Here is a 15,587-nt window from a genome sequence, read left to right on the forward strand (position 1 = left end):
CGGTCACCCCGGCTGTTTCCGCTTTACCGGCGCGATCCAGCTGGCCGGACCGCCCACGTTCAGTCGCGCGACGGATCGGCGGTGGGGCGTGAGTTGTGATCGCGCGCCCACTGTGCGGCGGCACCCGGGTTTCCGGCCGCCCGTGGGGTTTCGGAGTTGTCGGCCCGTGCCGCTCTCGGAGCTGGTGCTCGCGGAGTTGTCCGCGCCGTTCCTGGCCGAACCGGGCGATGGCCGGCAGGGCTTGGTCCAAGCGGCCCGGGAGGTTCTCGGCGGGCGGCGGCACACGGTGAGGGAGGGTGGTTGTGAACGACCTCGTTGAGCGCGTTCGGTTGCGGTTGGCCAGTGGGCATGGCGAGCTCACGTCGGCGGCGGTCGCGGCGGCTGTGCGTGGTGAGGCCGGTGGGGTGCTCGGTGACGAGGACGTCCAGCGGGCACTCGCGGTGCTGCGGCAGGAGTTCGTCGGGGCCGGGCCGCTGGAGCCGCTGTTGCGCGACCCGGACACGACCGACGTCCTGGTCACCCGGCCGGATCAGGTGTGGGTCGACGGGGTCGGCGGGTTGCGGCGGGTCGACGTCGCCTTTCCGGACGAGGCCGCCGTTCGTCGGCTCGCGCAGAGACTGGCGGTGGCGGCCGGGCGGAGGCTGGACGACGCCGCGCCCTACGTCGACGGGTGGTTGCCCGGCTCGGTGCGGTTGCACGCGGTGTTGCCGCCGATCTCGCCGTTCACCTGCCTGTCCTTGCGGGTCCTCCGCCCGGCGGTGCACGACCTGGTGACCTTGGAGGCTTGCGGCACGTTCGACGAAGTGGCGGCCGACCTGCTGCGGGCGATCGTGGTTGCCCGGCAGGCGTTCCTGGTGGTCGGCGGCACGGGCTCGGGGAAGACGACTCTCCTCGCCGCCTTGCTGGGGTGCGTGCCGCACGACGAACGGGTCGTGTGCGTCGAGGACGCCGGCGAACTCCAGCCCGACCACCCGCAGGTCGTCCGACTGCTGGCCCGCGGCCCGAACGTCGAAGGCGCCGGCGAGGTGACGATGCGCGACCTCGTCCGGCAGGCGTTGCGGATGCGGCCCGACCGGATCGTGGTCGGGGAAGTGCGGGGTGCGGAGGTGTGCGAGCTGCTGTCGTCGCTGAACACCGGGCACGACGGCGGTGCGGGGACGTTGCACGCGAACTCGCCGGCCGAGGTGCCCGCCCGGCTGGAGGCGTTGGCCGCGCTCGGCGGGCTCGACCGGCACGCCTTGCACAGCCAACTGGCCGCGGCGGTGAAGGTCGTGCTGCACATGCGCCGCGCGGGCGACGGTAGCCGGTACCTGGCCGAGATCGGTGTGCTGGAACGGAGGTCCGGTCACCTCGTCGTGCGGCCCGCGTGGCGGCGTGACGGCGGTTGGCAGGAAGCAGGCGCGGCGCTCAAGAGCCTGGTGGGTGCGTCATGAGCCTGCTGTTGCTGGCCGCCGCGCTGCTGGTGTTGCCGTCGGCTGAGGCGCGACGACGCCTGGCCGGGCCGCGGCGCGGAGCGCGGTGGAAGTCGGTGAAGCCCAATCGGGTGTCGGCGGTCGTGGTGGGAATCGCGCTGGGGCTGCCGGTGGGCGTCGGCGGGGCGATCGCGGGCGCGTTGCTGGCGGCGACCGTGTGGCGCACGTACCGGGAGGCGGTCCGGCAACGTGACCGGATGGCGGCGTCCGTCGCGCTCGCCGACGGGCTGAAGGCGTTCGTCGCCGAACTGCGGTCGGGGGCCCACCCGGCCAAGGCGGCGATCGGCGCGGCCGAGGACGCGGAGCCGCCGGCGACCGACGTGCTGCGGGCCATCGCGGCGACGTCGGCACGGGGCGGCGACGTCGAGGCGGCGCTCGCCGACTTCCCCGACGCCCGCCACCTGGCCAGGGCGTGGCGGCTGTCGGCGGTGCACGGCGTGCCGTTGGCCGACGTGCTGGACGCGGTCCGCCGGGACCTCGACCGGCGCACCGCGTTCGCCGGGCAGGTCCACGCCCGCATGGCCGGTCCGCGGGCAGGCGCGGCGGTGCTGGCCGGGCTGCCGCTCTTCGGCGTGGTGCTCGGCGAACTCGGCGGCGCGAGGCCGTTGGCCGTCCTGTCCGGCACGCCGCCCGGACAGGTGCTGCTGGTCGCCGGGGTGGTCCTGATCTGCGTCGGATTGCGGTGGAGCGGTCGGTTGACCAGGCAGGTGATCGCATGAGCCTGTTGCTGCTCGCCCTGGCGGTGATCGCCTTCCCGGCGCCGACGAGAGCCGCGGCGCGGCTGCGATCGAGGACCAGGCGAAAACCCGTGCCGAAGGCGAGACCGCCGGACCCGTTCGCCGCGGCGGCGACGTGGGACCTGCTGGCCGCCGCCTTGCGGGCGGGCCTGCCGGTGGCCGGAGCGGTGAGCGCCGTCCTGCCGGGCGTCCCAGCAGGGCCGGCCGAACGCCTCCGCGAGGTGGTCGACCTGCTCACGTTGGGCGCGGACCCGGTGCACGCGTGGGCCAAGGCGCTCGCCCACCCGGACACCGCGCCGCTGGCGAGAGCGGCACGCCGGACCGCCCGGTCGGGAGCGGCGTTGGCCGGTGCGGCGGCGGACCTGGCCGCGGAGGCCAGGGCGAGGGTGTCCGACCAGGCCGAAGCCCGTGCGCAACGCGCCGCGGTGCTCGTGGCGGGACCGCTGGCGCTGTGCTTCCTGCCCGCGTTCCTGTGCCTCGGCGTGGTGCCCGTGGTGATGGGCATCGTCGCCGGCGTGAGCGACAACTGGTGACTATCCACAATGGACTTCAAAGGAGTTGGAAGATGGTGGCTGCAAGGCGGAACCTGTTGGACGACAGGGGGATGTCGACGGTCGAGTACGCGATCGGCACGCTCGCCGCCGCGGCGCTCGGGCTGCTGCTGTACTCGCTGCTGAGCGGTGGCTGGGCGCGAGAGCTGCTCCAAGCCCTGCTGCTGCGGTCGTTCACGGTGGACGCGTGAAGCGGGCTGTGCTGGGCGACGACCGGGGCGGGGTGACGGTCGAAGCGGCGGTGGCGGTGTGCGGGTTGGTCGCCGTGCTGGTGCTGGGCGTCTCCGCCGTGATGGCGGTCGTGGCGCAGCTCCGGTGCACGGACGCGGCACGGGAGGCCGCTCGGCTGGTCGCCCGGGGCGATCCCGGACGGGTCGACGGGGTGGTCGGGGAAATCGCGCCGGAAGGGGCGCGGTGGGCGGTGCGGAGGGAGGGGGACACGGCGTCGGTGGAGGTCGCCGTCTCGCGGTTGGGGATCGAGCTGCGGGCACGTGCCTACGCGGTGGTGGAGCCGGGGGTGGTCGATGGATGACCGCGGTGGTCGGCACCAGTGGCGGTCGGCGGACCGCCGGTGCAGGTGGTGGCCGCAGTTGCGGCTGTCGGTCGACGGCGGGGGTCGGTGCTGGACCCGTTGGTCGATGGACTGCTGGAGCCGGTGGTGGTCGGTGGACCGCCGGGCTCGGAGTCGGTCGTCGCGGTGGCGGTGGCGGAGAGAAGGGCGGGCGCGGTGGTCGGTGGATGACCGTGGGGCGGCGTCCGTCATGGCGGTGGCGGTCGGGGCAGTGTGGTTCGGGCTCGTGGTGGTCGGGGTGCACGTCGGCGAGGCCGTCGTGAGCAGGCACCGGGTCAGTGCGGCGGCCGATCTCGGGGCGTTGGCGGCGGCCGGGCAGTTGGCCGGCGGAGTCGCGCACGCCTGCGGCCGCGCCGAGTGGGTCGTCGAACGGATGGGCGGCCGGCTGGTCGAGTGCCTGGTGGAGGGGTGGGAGGTGAGCGTCCACGTCTCCGGCGAGGCCACGGTGTTCGGCGCGCCGAACGCACGGGCCCGTGCAGGTCCGGCCGAACCGTGACCCCTACCCCACACGACGAACGGTCGTCCGCCGGCGGTGAGCGGACTCACACGACCGCAGATTCGCGGCTTCGCAGTGGGTGGACGGCTCGCACGCCGTTCTGCCGCCCGCCCCCACCCGCCGCGCTCGCCGTGCCACAACGACCAGTTGTCGACAGGCGGTTACCAAAACCCCCGGTCATGGCGTTAGTTCAAGTGGTGGCACCGACACGGTGTCGAACAACACGCGACACGGTGTCGTGGACGCAGACGCTGGAGGCGAACGAAAGATGGAGTGGTCGGATAGCTGGCGCGGGGCCTTCCGCATCGAGCTGCGCGCAGAGGCGGTCAACCTCGCGTGGCACGGGTGGCCTGTGCTGCCGGGCACCTATCCGGCGGGTGAGCGGTGGGCCGGGCGCGACGGCGTCGAGGACAGCGGGCCGGTCCCGGTGCACCACGACTGGCAGGAGCGCATCGGCACCAAGGCGGAGCAGGTCGCCACCTGGTGGGCGGGCCACTCCTACAGCATCCTGCTGGCCACCGGCCACGGCGTGGACGCCGTCGAGGTGAGCGCGGACCTCGGCCGCCGGGCCGCGGTCGAGCTGCGGGCCGCCGGCATCCCGGTGCCGATCGTCGCCACCCCGGAAGGCCGCTGGATGTTCCTGGTCGCCTCCGGCGGCACGCCGGTCACCGACCCGGACGTCAAGCACCACGGCGAGGGCGAGTACGTCCCGCTGCCGCCGAGCACGGGCCAGGTCGGCGTCGTGCACTGGCGGGTCAAGCCGCAGATCTGCGCGTGGCACCTGCCGCACGTGGACGTGGTCCGCGACGCGCTGCTCCAAGCCGCCGACCACACCTCCGCCTACGGCCTGGTCGCCGCCGACCGGTCGTGACCGACGTGGCCGTGCCGGACGTCGTGGCGTCTCTCCCCGACCACCCCGAGTACGACGTCCAGCACGGCCACACCGCCTGCCTTGTCCAGCGGATCGTTGCCATTCCCGCACTTCGGCGACTGCACGCAGGACGGGCACCCGGCCGGACACGCGCAAGCCGCGATGGCCTCCCTAGTAGCGACCAACCACGGGACTACCGCGTTGAAACCGCGGTCGGCGAACCCGGCTCCTCCGGGATGACCGTCGTGCACGAACACCGTCGCCTCCCCGGTGTCCTGGTGCAGCGCGGTCGAGACTCCGCCGATGTCCCAACGGTCACAGGTCGCGAAGAGCGGTAGCAGGCCGATCGCCGCGTGTTCGGCGGCGTGCAGTGCGCCGGGGATGCGCGCCGGAACCAGACCGGCGCCCCCCGGCGCACTGCCCACCACCTCAGAGTCCGACGTCGAGGAGTCCGGCGACCCGGTGCCGGACAACGCCGCGTCCAGCAGCTCCGCCGACACCGTGTACCAGACCGCCCGCGTCACCAACGTCTGCGCGGGCAGCGACAGCGGCACCGAGTCGACCACCTGGCCGGACGGCAGTTTCCGCAGGTAGCCGACCACCTGCGAGGTCACCTCGACCTCGCCGAGGCACACCGTCACCCCGTCGTACTCGCGCTTCTCCAGCACCCGCACCACCGAGATGTCCTTCGTGTCACGGGCGGTCGTGGTCCAGTCCGGCTTCTCCGCGTGCACCATCGCCAGACCGCTGTCCAGGTCCAACTCGTCCACCACGTACGACTCGCCCTGGTGCAGGTAGACGGCGCCGGAGTGCACCTGCCAGCACGCCGAACCCGGGTCGACCGTGCCGAGCATCCGCCCCGAGTCGGCCTCCACCACCACGACCTGCTCGCCGCCGGACCCGCGGATGTCCACGGACGAGTGCGGCCGGTCGTGCGAGGTCCAGTACCAGCCGTTCGGCCGCCGCCGCAGCACCCGCCGCGCCACCATGTCCTCCACCATGGCCAGCGCCGCGTCACCGCCGAACGAGGCCAGCGACTCCGGCGTCAGCGGCAGCTCGGCCGCCGCGCACGCCAACTGCGGCTCCAGCACGTACGGGTTCGTCGGGTCCAGCACCGTCGCCTCGACCGGCTTGTCCAGCACCGCCGACGGGTTGTGCACCAGGTAGGTGTCCAACGGGTCGTCCCGCGCCACGAACACCACCAGCGCGTCGGTGTCCTCGGTCCGCCCCGCCCGCCCGGCCTGCTGCCAGAACGACGCCAGCGTGCCCGGGAACCCGGCCACCACCACGGCGTCCAACCCGACGATGTCGACGCCCAGCTCCAACGCGTTCGTCGTCGCCACGCCCAGCAGCTCGCCCGACGACACGGCCCGCTCCAACGCCCGCCGCTCCTCCGGCAGGTACCCGCCCCGGTAGGCGGCCACCCGCTCGGCCAGCGACGGGTCCACCTCCGACAACACCCGCCGCGCGCCCAACGCGGTCAGCTCCGCGCCCACCCGCGACCGCACGAACGCCAACGACCGCGCGCCCTCCACGACCAGGTCGGCCAGGATCCGCGCCGTCTCCGCGCCCGCCGAACGCCGCACCGGCGCCCCGTTCTCGCCCTCCAGGTCGTCCAGCAGCGGCGGCTCCCACAACGCCACCGTCCGACCCGCCCGCGGCGACCCGTCCTCCGTCACGGCCTCGCACGGCGCGCCGAGCAACGCCGCCGCCGACGCCGCCGGATCGGCCACCGTCGCCGACGCCAGCACGAACACCGGGTCAGCGCCGTACCGCTGCGCGACCCGCCGCAGCCGCCGCAACAACAACGCCACGTGCGAGCCGAAAACACCCCTGTACGTGTGACATTCGTCGACCACCACGTACGAGAGCCGGCGCAGGAACCTGATCCACCGGGCGTGGTTGGGCAGCACGCCGCGGTGCAGCATGTCGGGGTTGCTGAACACCCAGTTGGCGTGCGCGCGCACCCAATCGCGTTCCGCCATCGGCGTGTCGCCGTCGAACGACGCCGCGCGGACGCCCGGCACGCCCAAAGCGCTCACCGATCTCAACTGGTCCGCGCCGAGCGCCTTCGTGGGCGAGAGGTACAGAGCTGTTGCCTTCGGATCAACTGTCAACGCGCTCAGGACCGGCAATTGGTACGCGAGCGATTTTCCCGACGCGGTGCCCGTCGCCACGACGACGTGTGATCCGGACCACGCGTGCCTCGCCGCTTCCACCTGGTGCCGCCACGGCTGCGCCACACCCCGCTCCACCAGCGCGGACACCACCGGCGGCGCGGCCCACGAGGGCCACGGCACGGGCTGCGCGGGGCGCGCCGGCTGCTCCTCGGTGTGCGTCAACGGCGATTCGCCCGCCGGAACCCCGGCGAGAACCCGGTCCAGCAAACGACGTCCCTGGTTCGCCACGTGGCGCAGCTTCGCACACCCGTCCGACATCCGGACCGTGCCTGTGCGGATAACGGTGTGTGTACGGATCGGGACGCCCCGTTGCCTGGTTGCGCACTATGAATAGACTCCGCCGCTATCGCATCCAATGAGGGGTGCATCACGTTGTGTCGGGGCTGACAGTCGCGTGAGTGACCCGCCTCACACCGCGGGGTGGCCCTGGCATTGGGCTTGGAAAACTCACCAGGAGGACGGATGTCCCGGCAATTCCTCGCGGAGGGCCTAGAGCTCTCCGGAGGTGATCGCGGCCTCGTCGCCGTGGTCGCCGTGGTCGCCCTGGCTGCCCTGGCCGTGGGCTATGTGCTGCTCCGGGAGGTACTGGCCGCGGGCCAGGGCACCTCCAAGATGCAGGACATCGCCAAGGCGGTCCAAGAGGGCGCAGCGGCCTACCTCAACCGGCAGTTCCGAACGCTCGGCATCTTCGTCGTGATCGTGTTCGTGCTGCTGTTCGCGCTTCCTGCCGAGGACATCGGCGAACGGATCGGCAGGTCGCTGTTCTTCCTCGTCGGCGCCGGCTTCTCCGCCGTCATCGGCTACCTCGGCATGTGGCTGTCGACCCGCGCGAACGTGCGCGTCGCCGCCGCCGCCAAGGAGACCGGCGGCCGGGAGAAGGCCATGCGGATCGCGTTCCGCACCGGCGGCGTGGTCGGCATGTTCACCGTCGGCCTCGGCCTGTTCGGCGCGGCCCTGGTCGTGTTCGTCTACGTGGGCCAGGCGCCCAGGGTGCTGGAGGGCTTCGGCTTCGGCGCCGCCCTGCTCGCCATGTTCATGCGGGTCGGCGGCGGCATCTTCACCAAGGCCGCCGACGTCGGCGCGGACCTGGTCGGCAAGGTGGAGCAGGGCATCCCCGAGGACGACCCGCGCAACGCCGCGACCATCGCCGACAACGTGGGCGACAACGTCGGCGACTGCGCCGGCATGGCGGCGGACCTGTTCGAGTCCTACGCCGTCACCCTGGTGGCGTCGCTGATCCTCGGCACGGCCGCGTTCGGCGCGAAGGGCCTGCTGTTCCCGCTGATCGTGCCCGCGATCGGCGTGCTCACGGCGGTCATCGGCGTCTACATCACCAGCGCCCGGACCGGCGAGAACGGCCTCACCGCGATCAACCGCTCGTTCTACATCTCGGCGGTCATCTCGGCGGTGCTGTGCACGGTCGCGGCGTTCCTCTTCCTGCCCAGCTCGTTCGCGGGCCTCGCCGGCGTGTCGGAGGAGATCGCGGGCACCCCGGGCAACCCGGCCCTGATCGCCGCCGTCGCGGTGATCATCGGCATCGTGCTCGCGGGCGTCATCCTGTGGCTGACCGGCTACTTCACCGGCACCGAGCACAAGCCGGTCAAGGAGGTCGGCCGCACCTCGCTCACCGGCGCGGCGACCGTCATCCTGTCCGGCATCTCGGTCGGCTTCGAGTCGGCGGTCTACACCGCGCTGGTCATCGGCGGCGCGGTCTACGGCGCGTTCCTGCTGTCCGGCTCGGTGGTCGTGTCGCTGTTCGCGGTCGCGCTGGCCGGTTGCGGCCTGCTGACCACGGTCGGCGTCATCGTGGCCATGGACACCTTCGGCCCCGTCTCCGACAACGCGCAGGGCATCGCCGAGATGTCCGGCGACGTGGACGGCGAGGGCGCGCAGATCCTCACCGAGCTGGACGCGGTGGGCAACACGACCAAGGCCATCACCAAGGGCATCGCGATCGCCACCGCCGTGCTGGCGGCGACCGCGCTGTTCGGCTCCTACAAGGACGCCATCGAGCAGGCGCTGCGGGACGTGCAGGTGGGTCTCGCCGACGTGCCGGTGTCGTTCACGAACGTGGTGTTCAGCCCGAACGTGCTGGTCGGCGTCATCATCGGCGCGGCCGTCGTGTTCATGTTCTCCGGTCTCGCGGTCAACGCGGTGACCCGCGCGGCGGGCGCGATCGTGTTCGAGGTGCGCCGCCAGTTCCGCGAGAACCCCGGGATCATGGACGGCACGGTCAAGCCGGAGTACGGCCGGGTCGTGGACATCTGCACGAAGGACTCGCTGCGCGAGCTGGCCACCCCCGGCCTGCTGGCGGTGCTGGCGCCGATCGCGGTCGGCTTCGGCCTCGGTGTCGGCCCGCTGGCCGGTTACCTGGCCGGCGCGATCGCCACCGGCACGCTGATGGCGGTGTTCCTGGCCAACTCCGGTGGCGCCTGGGACAACGCGAAGAAGCTGGTCGAGGACGGCAACCACGGCGGCAAGGGCTCCGACGCCCACGCCGCGACCGTCATCGGCGACACCGTCGGCGACCCGTTCAAGGACACCGCCGGTCCGGCCATCAACCCGCTGATCAAGGTGATGAACCTGGTCTCGGTGCTGATCGCGCCCGCGATCGTCGGGTTCTCGGTCGGCGCGGGCGAGTCGGCGGGCATCCGGTACGCGATCGCGATCGTGGCGGTCGTGGTCATCGTGGCGGCCGTGGTCGTGTCCAAGCGCCGTGGCACGGCGATCGCGGACACCCCGGCGGAGGTCACCACCTCGGCGTGAGCCGTGGTCGAGGGCGGGGTGCCGCGGTCGGAGGCACCCCGCCCTCGCACGTCCGGGCAGGCCGGGTGGGCGCGCCCGGATGGGGGCACACTGTTCGGTGACGCCGAGAACGATGGGGAGCGCCCTGATGAGACTTCTTCCGCTGGTCGCCGCGACCGCCCTGGTCGCCGCGGTTGCCGGGTGCGGGTCCGGGGGTGACTCCACTGCGCCCACGACGTCGTCCACGACCCCGTCGGACGCGGCGGCGGTGGCGTACATGGACAAGGTGTGCACGGCGACGGCGTCCTTCGCCTCGGTGCCGAGGACCCCGCCGCAGATCGACCCGAACGACCCGGCGAAGGGCAAGGCCGACATGGCCGCCTACATGGGTCAGATGGCGGAGGCGTTCAACCAGCCCGCCACCAAGCTGCGCGAGGTCGGGCCGTCGCCGGTGGCGGGCGGTGACCAGCAGGTCGAGCAGATGGCGACGACGTTCGCCGGCATCGCGAAGAACTTCACCGACGCCAAGGCCGCGCTCGAGGCGGCGGACGCCAACGACCCGGTCGGCGGGCTCCAGGCCGCCGGCGAGGCCATCACCCGGCTGGATGAACTCGTCGCGCCGCTGAAGCAGTTGGAGTCGGTGCCGGAGCTGGCGGCGGCGGCCGAGAAGGCGGCGGCCTGCCAGGACCTGCGCACGCTGAAGCCGTCGGAGTCGACGACGCCCACCTCGTAGTACGTTGCTTCCTCACCCTTTTCACCCGATCTGGGGGCTTTCCTGTGAAGCACCGTGTGGCGCTCGCCGGCGTGTTCGCCGCTGTCCTGGTCACCTCCGCGTGCAGTGGTGGCAACGGCTCGTCGTCGTCCTCGACGCCCGGTTCGACGGCGCCCACCACGACCGCGGCGGCGACAGGGAAGGCCGGCGCCGACCCGATCGAGTGGACCGGCACGTTCTGCGAGGGCGTCGGGCCCGCCGTCGAGGGCGTGTTCGCCCTGCTGAAGACGATGTTCGAGGGCGGGGCGGACAACCCGGCCCTGCAGAAGGCGGCGCTGCTCGACTACAACGCCAAGGCGGGCAAGGCGCTCGCCGACGCGGGCGCGAAGCTCGAGGACCTCGGCGCGCCGTCGCCCGAGAACCAGGAGCTGCACGACGAGCTGGTCAAGTTCTTCACCGACACGGGCAACTCGCTGACCAAGAGCAACGCCGAGCTGGTGGCGCTCGACCCGGCCGACCCGGAGTTCGCGACCAAGCTGGAGCAGCTCGGCGGCGACCAGGCCGACCCGTCCAAGCTCCAGGAGCAGATCAAGAAGCTCCAGGAGGACCCGAAGCTCGGCGACGCGTTCCGGCAGGCGCCGGCGTGCGTGGCGATGACGGAGATGCTCGAGAGCCTGGGCAGCTGACACCGCTGGGACGGCTGAGACCGTTGGGGTAGGTGTTTCAGCCCTTCGGAGACTGGCCGTGGTCGAACGTGTGTTCTACGCTGCGTGTCCGTGGGGCAATTGTCCTTCTACTCGGCCGAGGCGAGACAGCCTTGCGTCGGTGACCTGGCGGGCCTGCTGTGCGGGCCCGGCCTGGCGCTGGGCTTCGCCCGAGGGCGTGCGGCCAGGGTGTCGGTGGACCTCGACACCCCGGATCGCGCTGCCGCCGTGGTGGCGGCGCTGGCCGAGCGGGGCGTGCAGGCCCGCGTCGAACTGGTCCGGACGGAGCAGACCAGGATCGGTCTCGCCGAGGACGACACCGAGGACGACGCCACCGAGGACGGATCAGCAGCGGACGAGCCCGCCGCGGTCGACGTCGTGGCGGACGCCGCCGCGGACGAGCCGTTGGACGAGGTGCCGGACGAGCCGTTGGACGAACCCCTGGACGACCTGGTCGAACCCCTCGACGAGCTGGTCGACGACGAGCCGGACGGGTTCGCGCCCGTGGTGATCGGGTCGGGCCGGCGCGGGCCGGTCGAAGCCGAGCCCGAGTCCGAGGCGGCCGAGCCCGAACCGGAGGCCGGGACCGCCGAGCCGGAGACCGCCGACACCGAGACCGCCGAGCCGGAGACCGCGACCGCCGAGCCGACTGAGATCGAGATCGAGACCGAGCCGGTGGTCACCGAGTCGTGGCAGGTCACGACCGCTTTCCGCACTGACCTGGCCGGGTTGGCGGCGCAGTGGTTCGACGGCGACCGCAAGGTCGTCCCACCCGACTTCACGCTCGACGGCGCGGCCCTGCGGCTGTGGGCGCTCGCGTCCGGCCGGTGGGTCGAGTCCGGCTCCGGGTACCTCCTGGGCCTCGACCCCGAGGCGCCCGACACGCACGAAGCGTTGCGAAAAGCATTGGCCACGTCGGGCCTGCCCTCGACACTCTTGACCGGGAAGGCCGGGGGACCGGCGCTGCGCGTCGTCGGCAGACGGCGGCTCGAACGGCTCGCCGAGCTGGTCGGACGCGCGCCGAGGGGCGTCGCGGAACGCACCTGGCCGGCCGCGTAGCGCGTCCTCCTGGCGGAGGATCCGGCACAGTTGTGTCACCCTGTCCCGACCAGGGCTGCCCAGCGGCGACAAAGGACAGTGCACACTGGCGGGTCGGGACACAGTGTTCGAAGAGAGCGGGACGGCGTGGCTGGATCGACACGGGCGAGGAAGACAAACGGGGGATCAGCGAGCGGCAACCGGCGGTTGGTGATCGTCGAGTCGCCCGCGAAGGCGCGGAAGATCGCGTCCTACCTCGGCAACGACTTCGTCGTGGAGTCATCCAAGGGGCACATCCGGGACCTGCCCCGCGGCGCGGCCGACGTGCCCGCGAAGTACAAGGGCATGCCGTGGGCCCGGCTCGGCGTCGACGTCGACCACGGCTTCGAGCCGCTCTACGTCGTCACGCCGGACAAGAGGGCGACCGTCGCCGAGCTGAAAGAGCTGCTCAAGGACGTCGACGAGCTCTACCTCGCGACAGACGGCGACCGCGAGGGCGAGGCCATCGCCTGGCACCTGCTCGACACGCTGAAGCCGAAGGTCCCGGTCCGCCGGATGGTGTTCCACGAGATCACCGAGCCCGCGATCCTCGCCGCCGCCGCGAACCCGCGCGACCTGGACCAGGACCTGGTCGATGCCCAGGAGACCCGCCGCATCCTCGACCGCCTCTACGGCTACGAGGTCAGCCCGGTCCTGTGGAAGAAGGTCATGCCGAAGCTCTCGGCGGGCCGCGTGCAGTCCGTGGCGACCCGGATCGTGGTCGAGCGCGAGCGCGAGCGGATGAAGTTCGTCACCGCCTCGTACTGGGACGTCTCGGCGACCATGGACGCGGGCAAGGACGCCTCGCCGCGCACGTTCGGCGCCCGGCTGATCGCGGTCGACGGCACGCGCCTGGCCACGGGCCGCGACTTCGGCTCCGACGGCAGGCTGAAGGCGGGCTCCGAGGTCCGCGTGGTGGACGAGGCGCAGGCCAGGGCCATCGCGGACGGCCTGGTCAACGCCACGATGACGGTGTCCTCGGTCGAGGAGAAGCCGTACACGCGCAAGCCGTACGCGCCGTTCATGACCTCCACGTTGCAGCAGGAAGCGGGCCGCAAGCTGCGCTTCTCCGCGGACCGCACGATGCGCACCGCGCAGAAGCTGTACGAGAACGGCTACATCACCTACATGCGCACCGACAGCACGACGCTGTCGGAGACGGCGATCGCGGCGGCCCGGGCGCAGGCCACCGAGCTGTACGGCTCCCAGTTCGTGTCCAAGGAGCCCCGCCAGTACACGCGCAAGGTCAAGAACGCGCAGGAGGCGCACGAGGCCATCCGCCCGGCCGGCGAGGTGTTCCGCACCCCCGGCCAGGTGGCCCGTGAGCTGGAGTCCGACGAGTTCAAGCTGTACGAGCTGATCTGGCAGCGCACGATCGCCTCCCAGATGGCCGACGCGCGCGGCAACACCACGTCGGTCCGCATCTCGGGCACGACGACCGGCGGCGAGGACGTCACGTTCGCCGCCTCCGGCCGCACGATCACGTTCGCGGGCTTCCTGAAGGCCTACGTGGAGACGGTCGACTCGGAGGCGGGCGGCGAGTCCGACGACGCCGAGTCGCGCCTGCCGCAGCTGGTCAAGGACCAGTCGCTGCTGGCCGCCGAGCTGTCCGCGGACGGCCACTCGACCAGCCCGCCGCCGCGCTTCACCGAGGCGAGCCTGATCAAGACGATGGAAGAGCTGGGCATCGGCCGGCCCTCCACCTACGCCTCGATCATCAGCACCGTCCAGGACCGCGGCTACGTGTGGAAGAAGGGCTCCGCCCTGGTCCCGTCGTGGGTGGCGTTCGCCGTGGTCGGGCTGCTGGAGCAGCACTTCGGCCGGCTGGTCGACTACGACTTCACCGCCGCGCTGGAGGACGAGCTCGACGGCATCGCCGCCGGTCGCCAGGAGCGGACCACGTGGCTGTCCGGGTTCTACTTCGGCGGCAACGTCGGCCCCGAGTCGTCGGTCGGCCGTTCCGGCGGGCTGAAGAAGCTGGTCGGCTCCAGCGTCGAGGCGATCGACGCCCGCGAGGTCAACTCGATCCCGCTGTTCCCCGACCTGGAGGGCCGCACGGTCTACGTGCGGGTCGGCCGCTACGGGCCGTACCTGGAGCGCGAGGTCGAGGGCGAGGACGGCACGACCAGCGCGCAGCGCGCGAACCTGCCCGACGACCTGCCGCCGGACGAGCTGAACCGCGACATCGCGGACAAGCTGTTCGCCACGCCGCAGGAAGGCCGCTCGCTGGGCAACGACCCCGTCACCGGGCACGAGATCGTGGCCAAGGAAGGCCGGTTCGGGCCGTACGTGACCGAGGTGCTGCCGGAGGCCCCGGAGGGCACCAAGAAGCCGCCGAAGCCGCGCACCGGCTCGCTGTTCAAGTCGATGTCGCTGGACACGGTCACGCTGGACGACGCGCTGAAGCTGCTCTCGCTGCCGCGCGTGGTCGGCAAGGACCCGGAGACCGGCGCGGAGATCACCGCGCAGAACGGCCGGTACGGGCCCTACCTGAAGAAGGGCACCGACTCGCGGTCGCTGACCAGCGAGGACCAGCTCTTCTCGGTCACCCTCGACGAGGCGCTCAAGATCTACGCCGAGCCGAAGAAGCGTGGCCGGGCCGCCGCCGCGCCGCCGTTGAAGGAACTGGGCGCGGACCCGGTCTCGGGCAAGCCGATGGTGGTCAAGGAGGGCCGGTTCGGCCCGTACGTCACCGACGGCGAGACCAACGCCTCGCTGCGCAAGTCGGACAGCGTCGAGGGCCTGTCCGACGAACGGGCGGCGGAGCTGCTGGCCGAGAAGCGGGCCAAGGGTCCGACCGCGAAGAAGAAGGCGCCGGCCGCCAAGAAGGCGCCCGCGCGCAAGAAGGCTCCGGCGAAGTCCAAGAGCTAGGGGAGGCGGGGCGGTGGACGGCTTAGGGAAAGGTCGGTCCGGCGCTGGTCGATTCGGTGTCGGTCGATCCGGTTACGACGGGACGCAGCCGCCCCCGCCCCCTCCTCTGTTCCCGGACGCGCTCGCCGGCCTGGTCACGGGCGAGCGCTACGTCACCAAGGCCGTGCCACCGGTCGTGCCGCCGGCGCCACCGCCCGTGCCGCAGCCCGGATCGCCGGACGTCCCGCCGACCCGTCGCGCACCCGCTCACCGGCCCGTGCGCGCCCCGTCCCAGCAGGTGACGGGCGAACCGGCGGCGCACGTGCCGCACGCCGCGCTGGCCCGTCAGCAGCCCAAGACGGCACCCACGCCGCACCCGGAGCCGATCTGGCGCAAGCCCGGGCGGGTGATCGTCGACAACGAGCCGAAGAAGGGCAAGGGCGGGCTGATCGGGTGTCTGGTCGTGCTGGCCGCGCTCAGCGGGCTGCTCTTCAACGTGGTGCGTGAGATCATCGAAGCTGTGGTCGACCTGGTGCGATGATCTCGCTTGGGTCACCCGAACGGCGGATGTGGTCAGACGGGTGAAGTGGTCCGGCTACCCTTACCGCCTGCACCATCGGC

The 15,587-nt window shown here is 72.2% G+C and carries 14 protein-coding genes; 13 read left to right on the top strand and 1 reads right to left on the bottom strand.

The window, feature by feature from the left end; all coding sequences use genetic code 11:
* The first annotated feature begins 302 nt into the window (after positions 1 to 302).
* From ADK67_RS08250 to ADK67_RS08280, 7 genes are all read left to right on the top strand, one after another.
* Positions 303 to 1,433, top strand: coding sequence for a TadA family conjugal transfer-associated ATPase (locus ADK67_RS08250; RefSeq protein WP_053715799.1), 1,131 nt, complete (start codon positions 303 to 305; stop codon positions 1,431 to 1,433).
* Entirely contained in the window at positions 1,430 to 2,191 is a 762-nt protein-coding gene (locus tag ADK67_RS08255; protein ID WP_053715800.1) for a type II secretion system F family protein, read from the top strand. The genes ADK67_RS08250 and ADK67_RS08255 overlap by 4 nt, the downstream gene beginning before the upstream one ends.
* Complete coding sequence (locus tag ADK67_RS08260; protein ID WP_053715801.1) at positions 2,188 to 2,742, top strand: type II secretion system F family protein; 555 nt, start codon at positions 2,188 to 2,190, stop codon at positions 2,740 to 2,742. The genes ADK67_RS08255 and ADK67_RS08260 overlap by 4 nt, the downstream gene beginning before the upstream one ends.
* Before the next feature lie 32 nt (positions 2,743 to 2,774).
* Positions 2,775 to 2,951, top strand: coding sequence for a DUF4244 domain-containing protein (locus ADK67_RS48770; protein ID WP_082403308.1), 177 nt, complete (start codon positions 2,775 to 2,777; stop codon positions 2,949 to 2,951).
* Complete coding sequence (locus ADK67_RS08265) at positions 2,948 to 3,292, top strand: TadE family type IV pilus minor pilin (RefSeq protein ID WP_053715802.1); 345 nt, start codon at positions 2,948 to 2,950, stop codon at positions 3,290 to 3,292. The genes ADK67_RS48770 and ADK67_RS08265 overlap by 4 nt, the downstream gene beginning before the upstream one ends.
* A 202-nt stretch (positions 3,293 to 3,494) precedes the next feature.
* Positions 3,495 to 3,827, top strand: coding sequence for an Rv3654c family TadE-like protein (locus ADK67_RS52295; protein WP_197289341.1), 333 nt, complete (start codon positions 3,495 to 3,497; stop codon positions 3,825 to 3,827).
* Positions 3,828 to 4,095: 268 nt separating this feature from the next.
* Entirely contained in the window at positions 4,096 to 4,698 is a 603-nt protein-coding gene (locus ADK67_RS08280; protein WP_053715805.1) for a bifunctional DNA primase/polymerase, read from the top strand.
* Here the strand turns inward: ADK67_RS08280 and ADK67_RS08285 are convergent.
* Complete coding sequence (locus tag ADK67_RS08285; protein ID WP_053715806.1) at positions 4,668 to 7,136, bottom strand: DEAD/DEAH box helicase; 2,469 nt, start codon at positions 7,134 to 7,136, stop codon at positions 4,668 to 4,670. The genes ADK67_RS08280 and ADK67_RS08285 overlap by 31 nt on opposite strands.
* 204 nt (positions 7,137 to 7,340) lie before the next feature.
* Here ADK67_RS08285 and ADK67_RS08290 point away from each other — a divergent pair, with 204 nt between their 5' ends.
* The 6 genes from ADK67_RS08290 (at position 7,341) to ADK67_RS50590 (ending at position 15,507) form a co-directional block, all read left to right on the top strand.
* Positions 7,341 to 9,644, top strand: a complete 2,304-nt coding sequence (locus ADK67_RS08290) for a sodium-translocating pyrophosphatase (protein WP_053715807.1) — start codon at positions 7,341 to 7,343, stop codon at positions 9,642 to 9,644.
* 127 nt (positions 9,645 to 9,771) lie between these two features.
* Positions 9,772 to 10,356 carry a hypothetical protein gene (locus ADK67_RS08295; RefSeq protein WP_231648072.1) on the top strand — a complete coding sequence of 195 codons (585 nt, stop codon included), beginning with the start codon at positions 9,772 to 9,774 and terminating at the stop codon, positions 10,354 to 10,356.
* Between the two features lie 44 nt (positions 10,357 to 10,400).
* Positions 10,401 to 11,021 carry a hypothetical protein gene (locus ADK67_RS08300; protein WP_053715809.1) on the top strand — a complete coding sequence of 207 codons (621 nt, stop codon included), beginning with the start codon at positions 10,401 to 10,403 and terminating at the stop codon, positions 11,019 to 11,021.
* Between the two features lie 90 nt (positions 11,022 to 11,111).
* The gene (locus tag ADK67_RS52300) at positions 11,112 to 12,098 is read left to right on the top strand and encodes a hypothetical protein (RefSeq protein WP_197289342.1); all 987 of its coding nucleotides are present in this window, start codon (positions 11,112 to 11,114) and stop codon (positions 12,096 to 12,098) included.
* Between the two features lie 126 nt (positions 12,099 to 12,224).
* Positions 12,225 to 14,987 (top strand): type I DNA topoisomerase, encoded by a 2,763-nt coding sequence (gene topA, locus ADK67_RS08310; RefSeq protein ID WP_053715810.1) that lies wholly within the window; start codon positions 12,225 to 12,227, stop codon positions 14,985 to 14,987.
* Positions 14,988 to 15,000: 13 nt separating this feature from the next.
* Positions 15,001 to 15,507, top strand: a complete 507-nt coding sequence (locus tag ADK67_RS50590) for a hypothetical protein (protein WP_157620010.1) — start codon at positions 15,001 to 15,003, stop codon at positions 15,505 to 15,507.
* Positions 15,508 to 15,587 lie beyond the last annotated feature (80 nt).

It is taken from the genome of Saccharothrix sp. NRRL B-16348 (assembly GCF_001280085.1).
In the GTDB taxonomy this organism is placed as follows: domain Bacteria; phylum Actinomycetota; class Actinomycetes; order Mycobacteriales; family Pseudonocardiaceae; genus Actinosynnema.

Bases quoted from the DNA above. Each gene is read 5' to 3' on its own strand.
- ADK67_RS08260 (WP_053715801.1), top strand. From the start codon at position 2,188: ATGAGCCTGTTGCTGCTCGCCCTGGCGGTGATCGCCTTCCCGGCGCCG.
- ADK67_RS48770 (WP_082403308.1), top strand. From the start codon at position 2,775: ATGGTGGCTGCAAGGCGGAACCTGTTGGACGACAGGGGGATGTCGACG.
- ADK67_RS08295 (WP_231648072.1), top strand. From the start codon at position 9,772: ATGAGACTTCTTCCGCTGGTCGCCGCGACCGCCCTGGTCGCCGCGGTT.
- ADK67_RS08255 (WP_053715800.1), top strand. From the start codon at position 1,430: ATGAGCCTGCTGTTGCTGGCCGCCGCGCTGCTGGTGTTGCCGTCGGCT.
- ADK67_RS08280 (WP_053715805.1), top strand. From the start codon at position 4,096: ATGGAGTGGTCGGATAGCTGGCGCGGGGCCTTCCGCATCGAGCTGCGC.
- ADK67_RS08290 (WP_053715807.1), top strand. From the start codon at position 7,341: ATGTCCCGGCAATTCCTCGCGGAGGGCCTAGAGCTCTCCGGAGGTGAT.
- ADK67_RS08285 (WP_053715806.1), bottom strand. From the start codon at position 7,136: ATGTCGGACGGGTGTGCGAAGCTGCGCCACGTGGCGAACCAGGGACGT.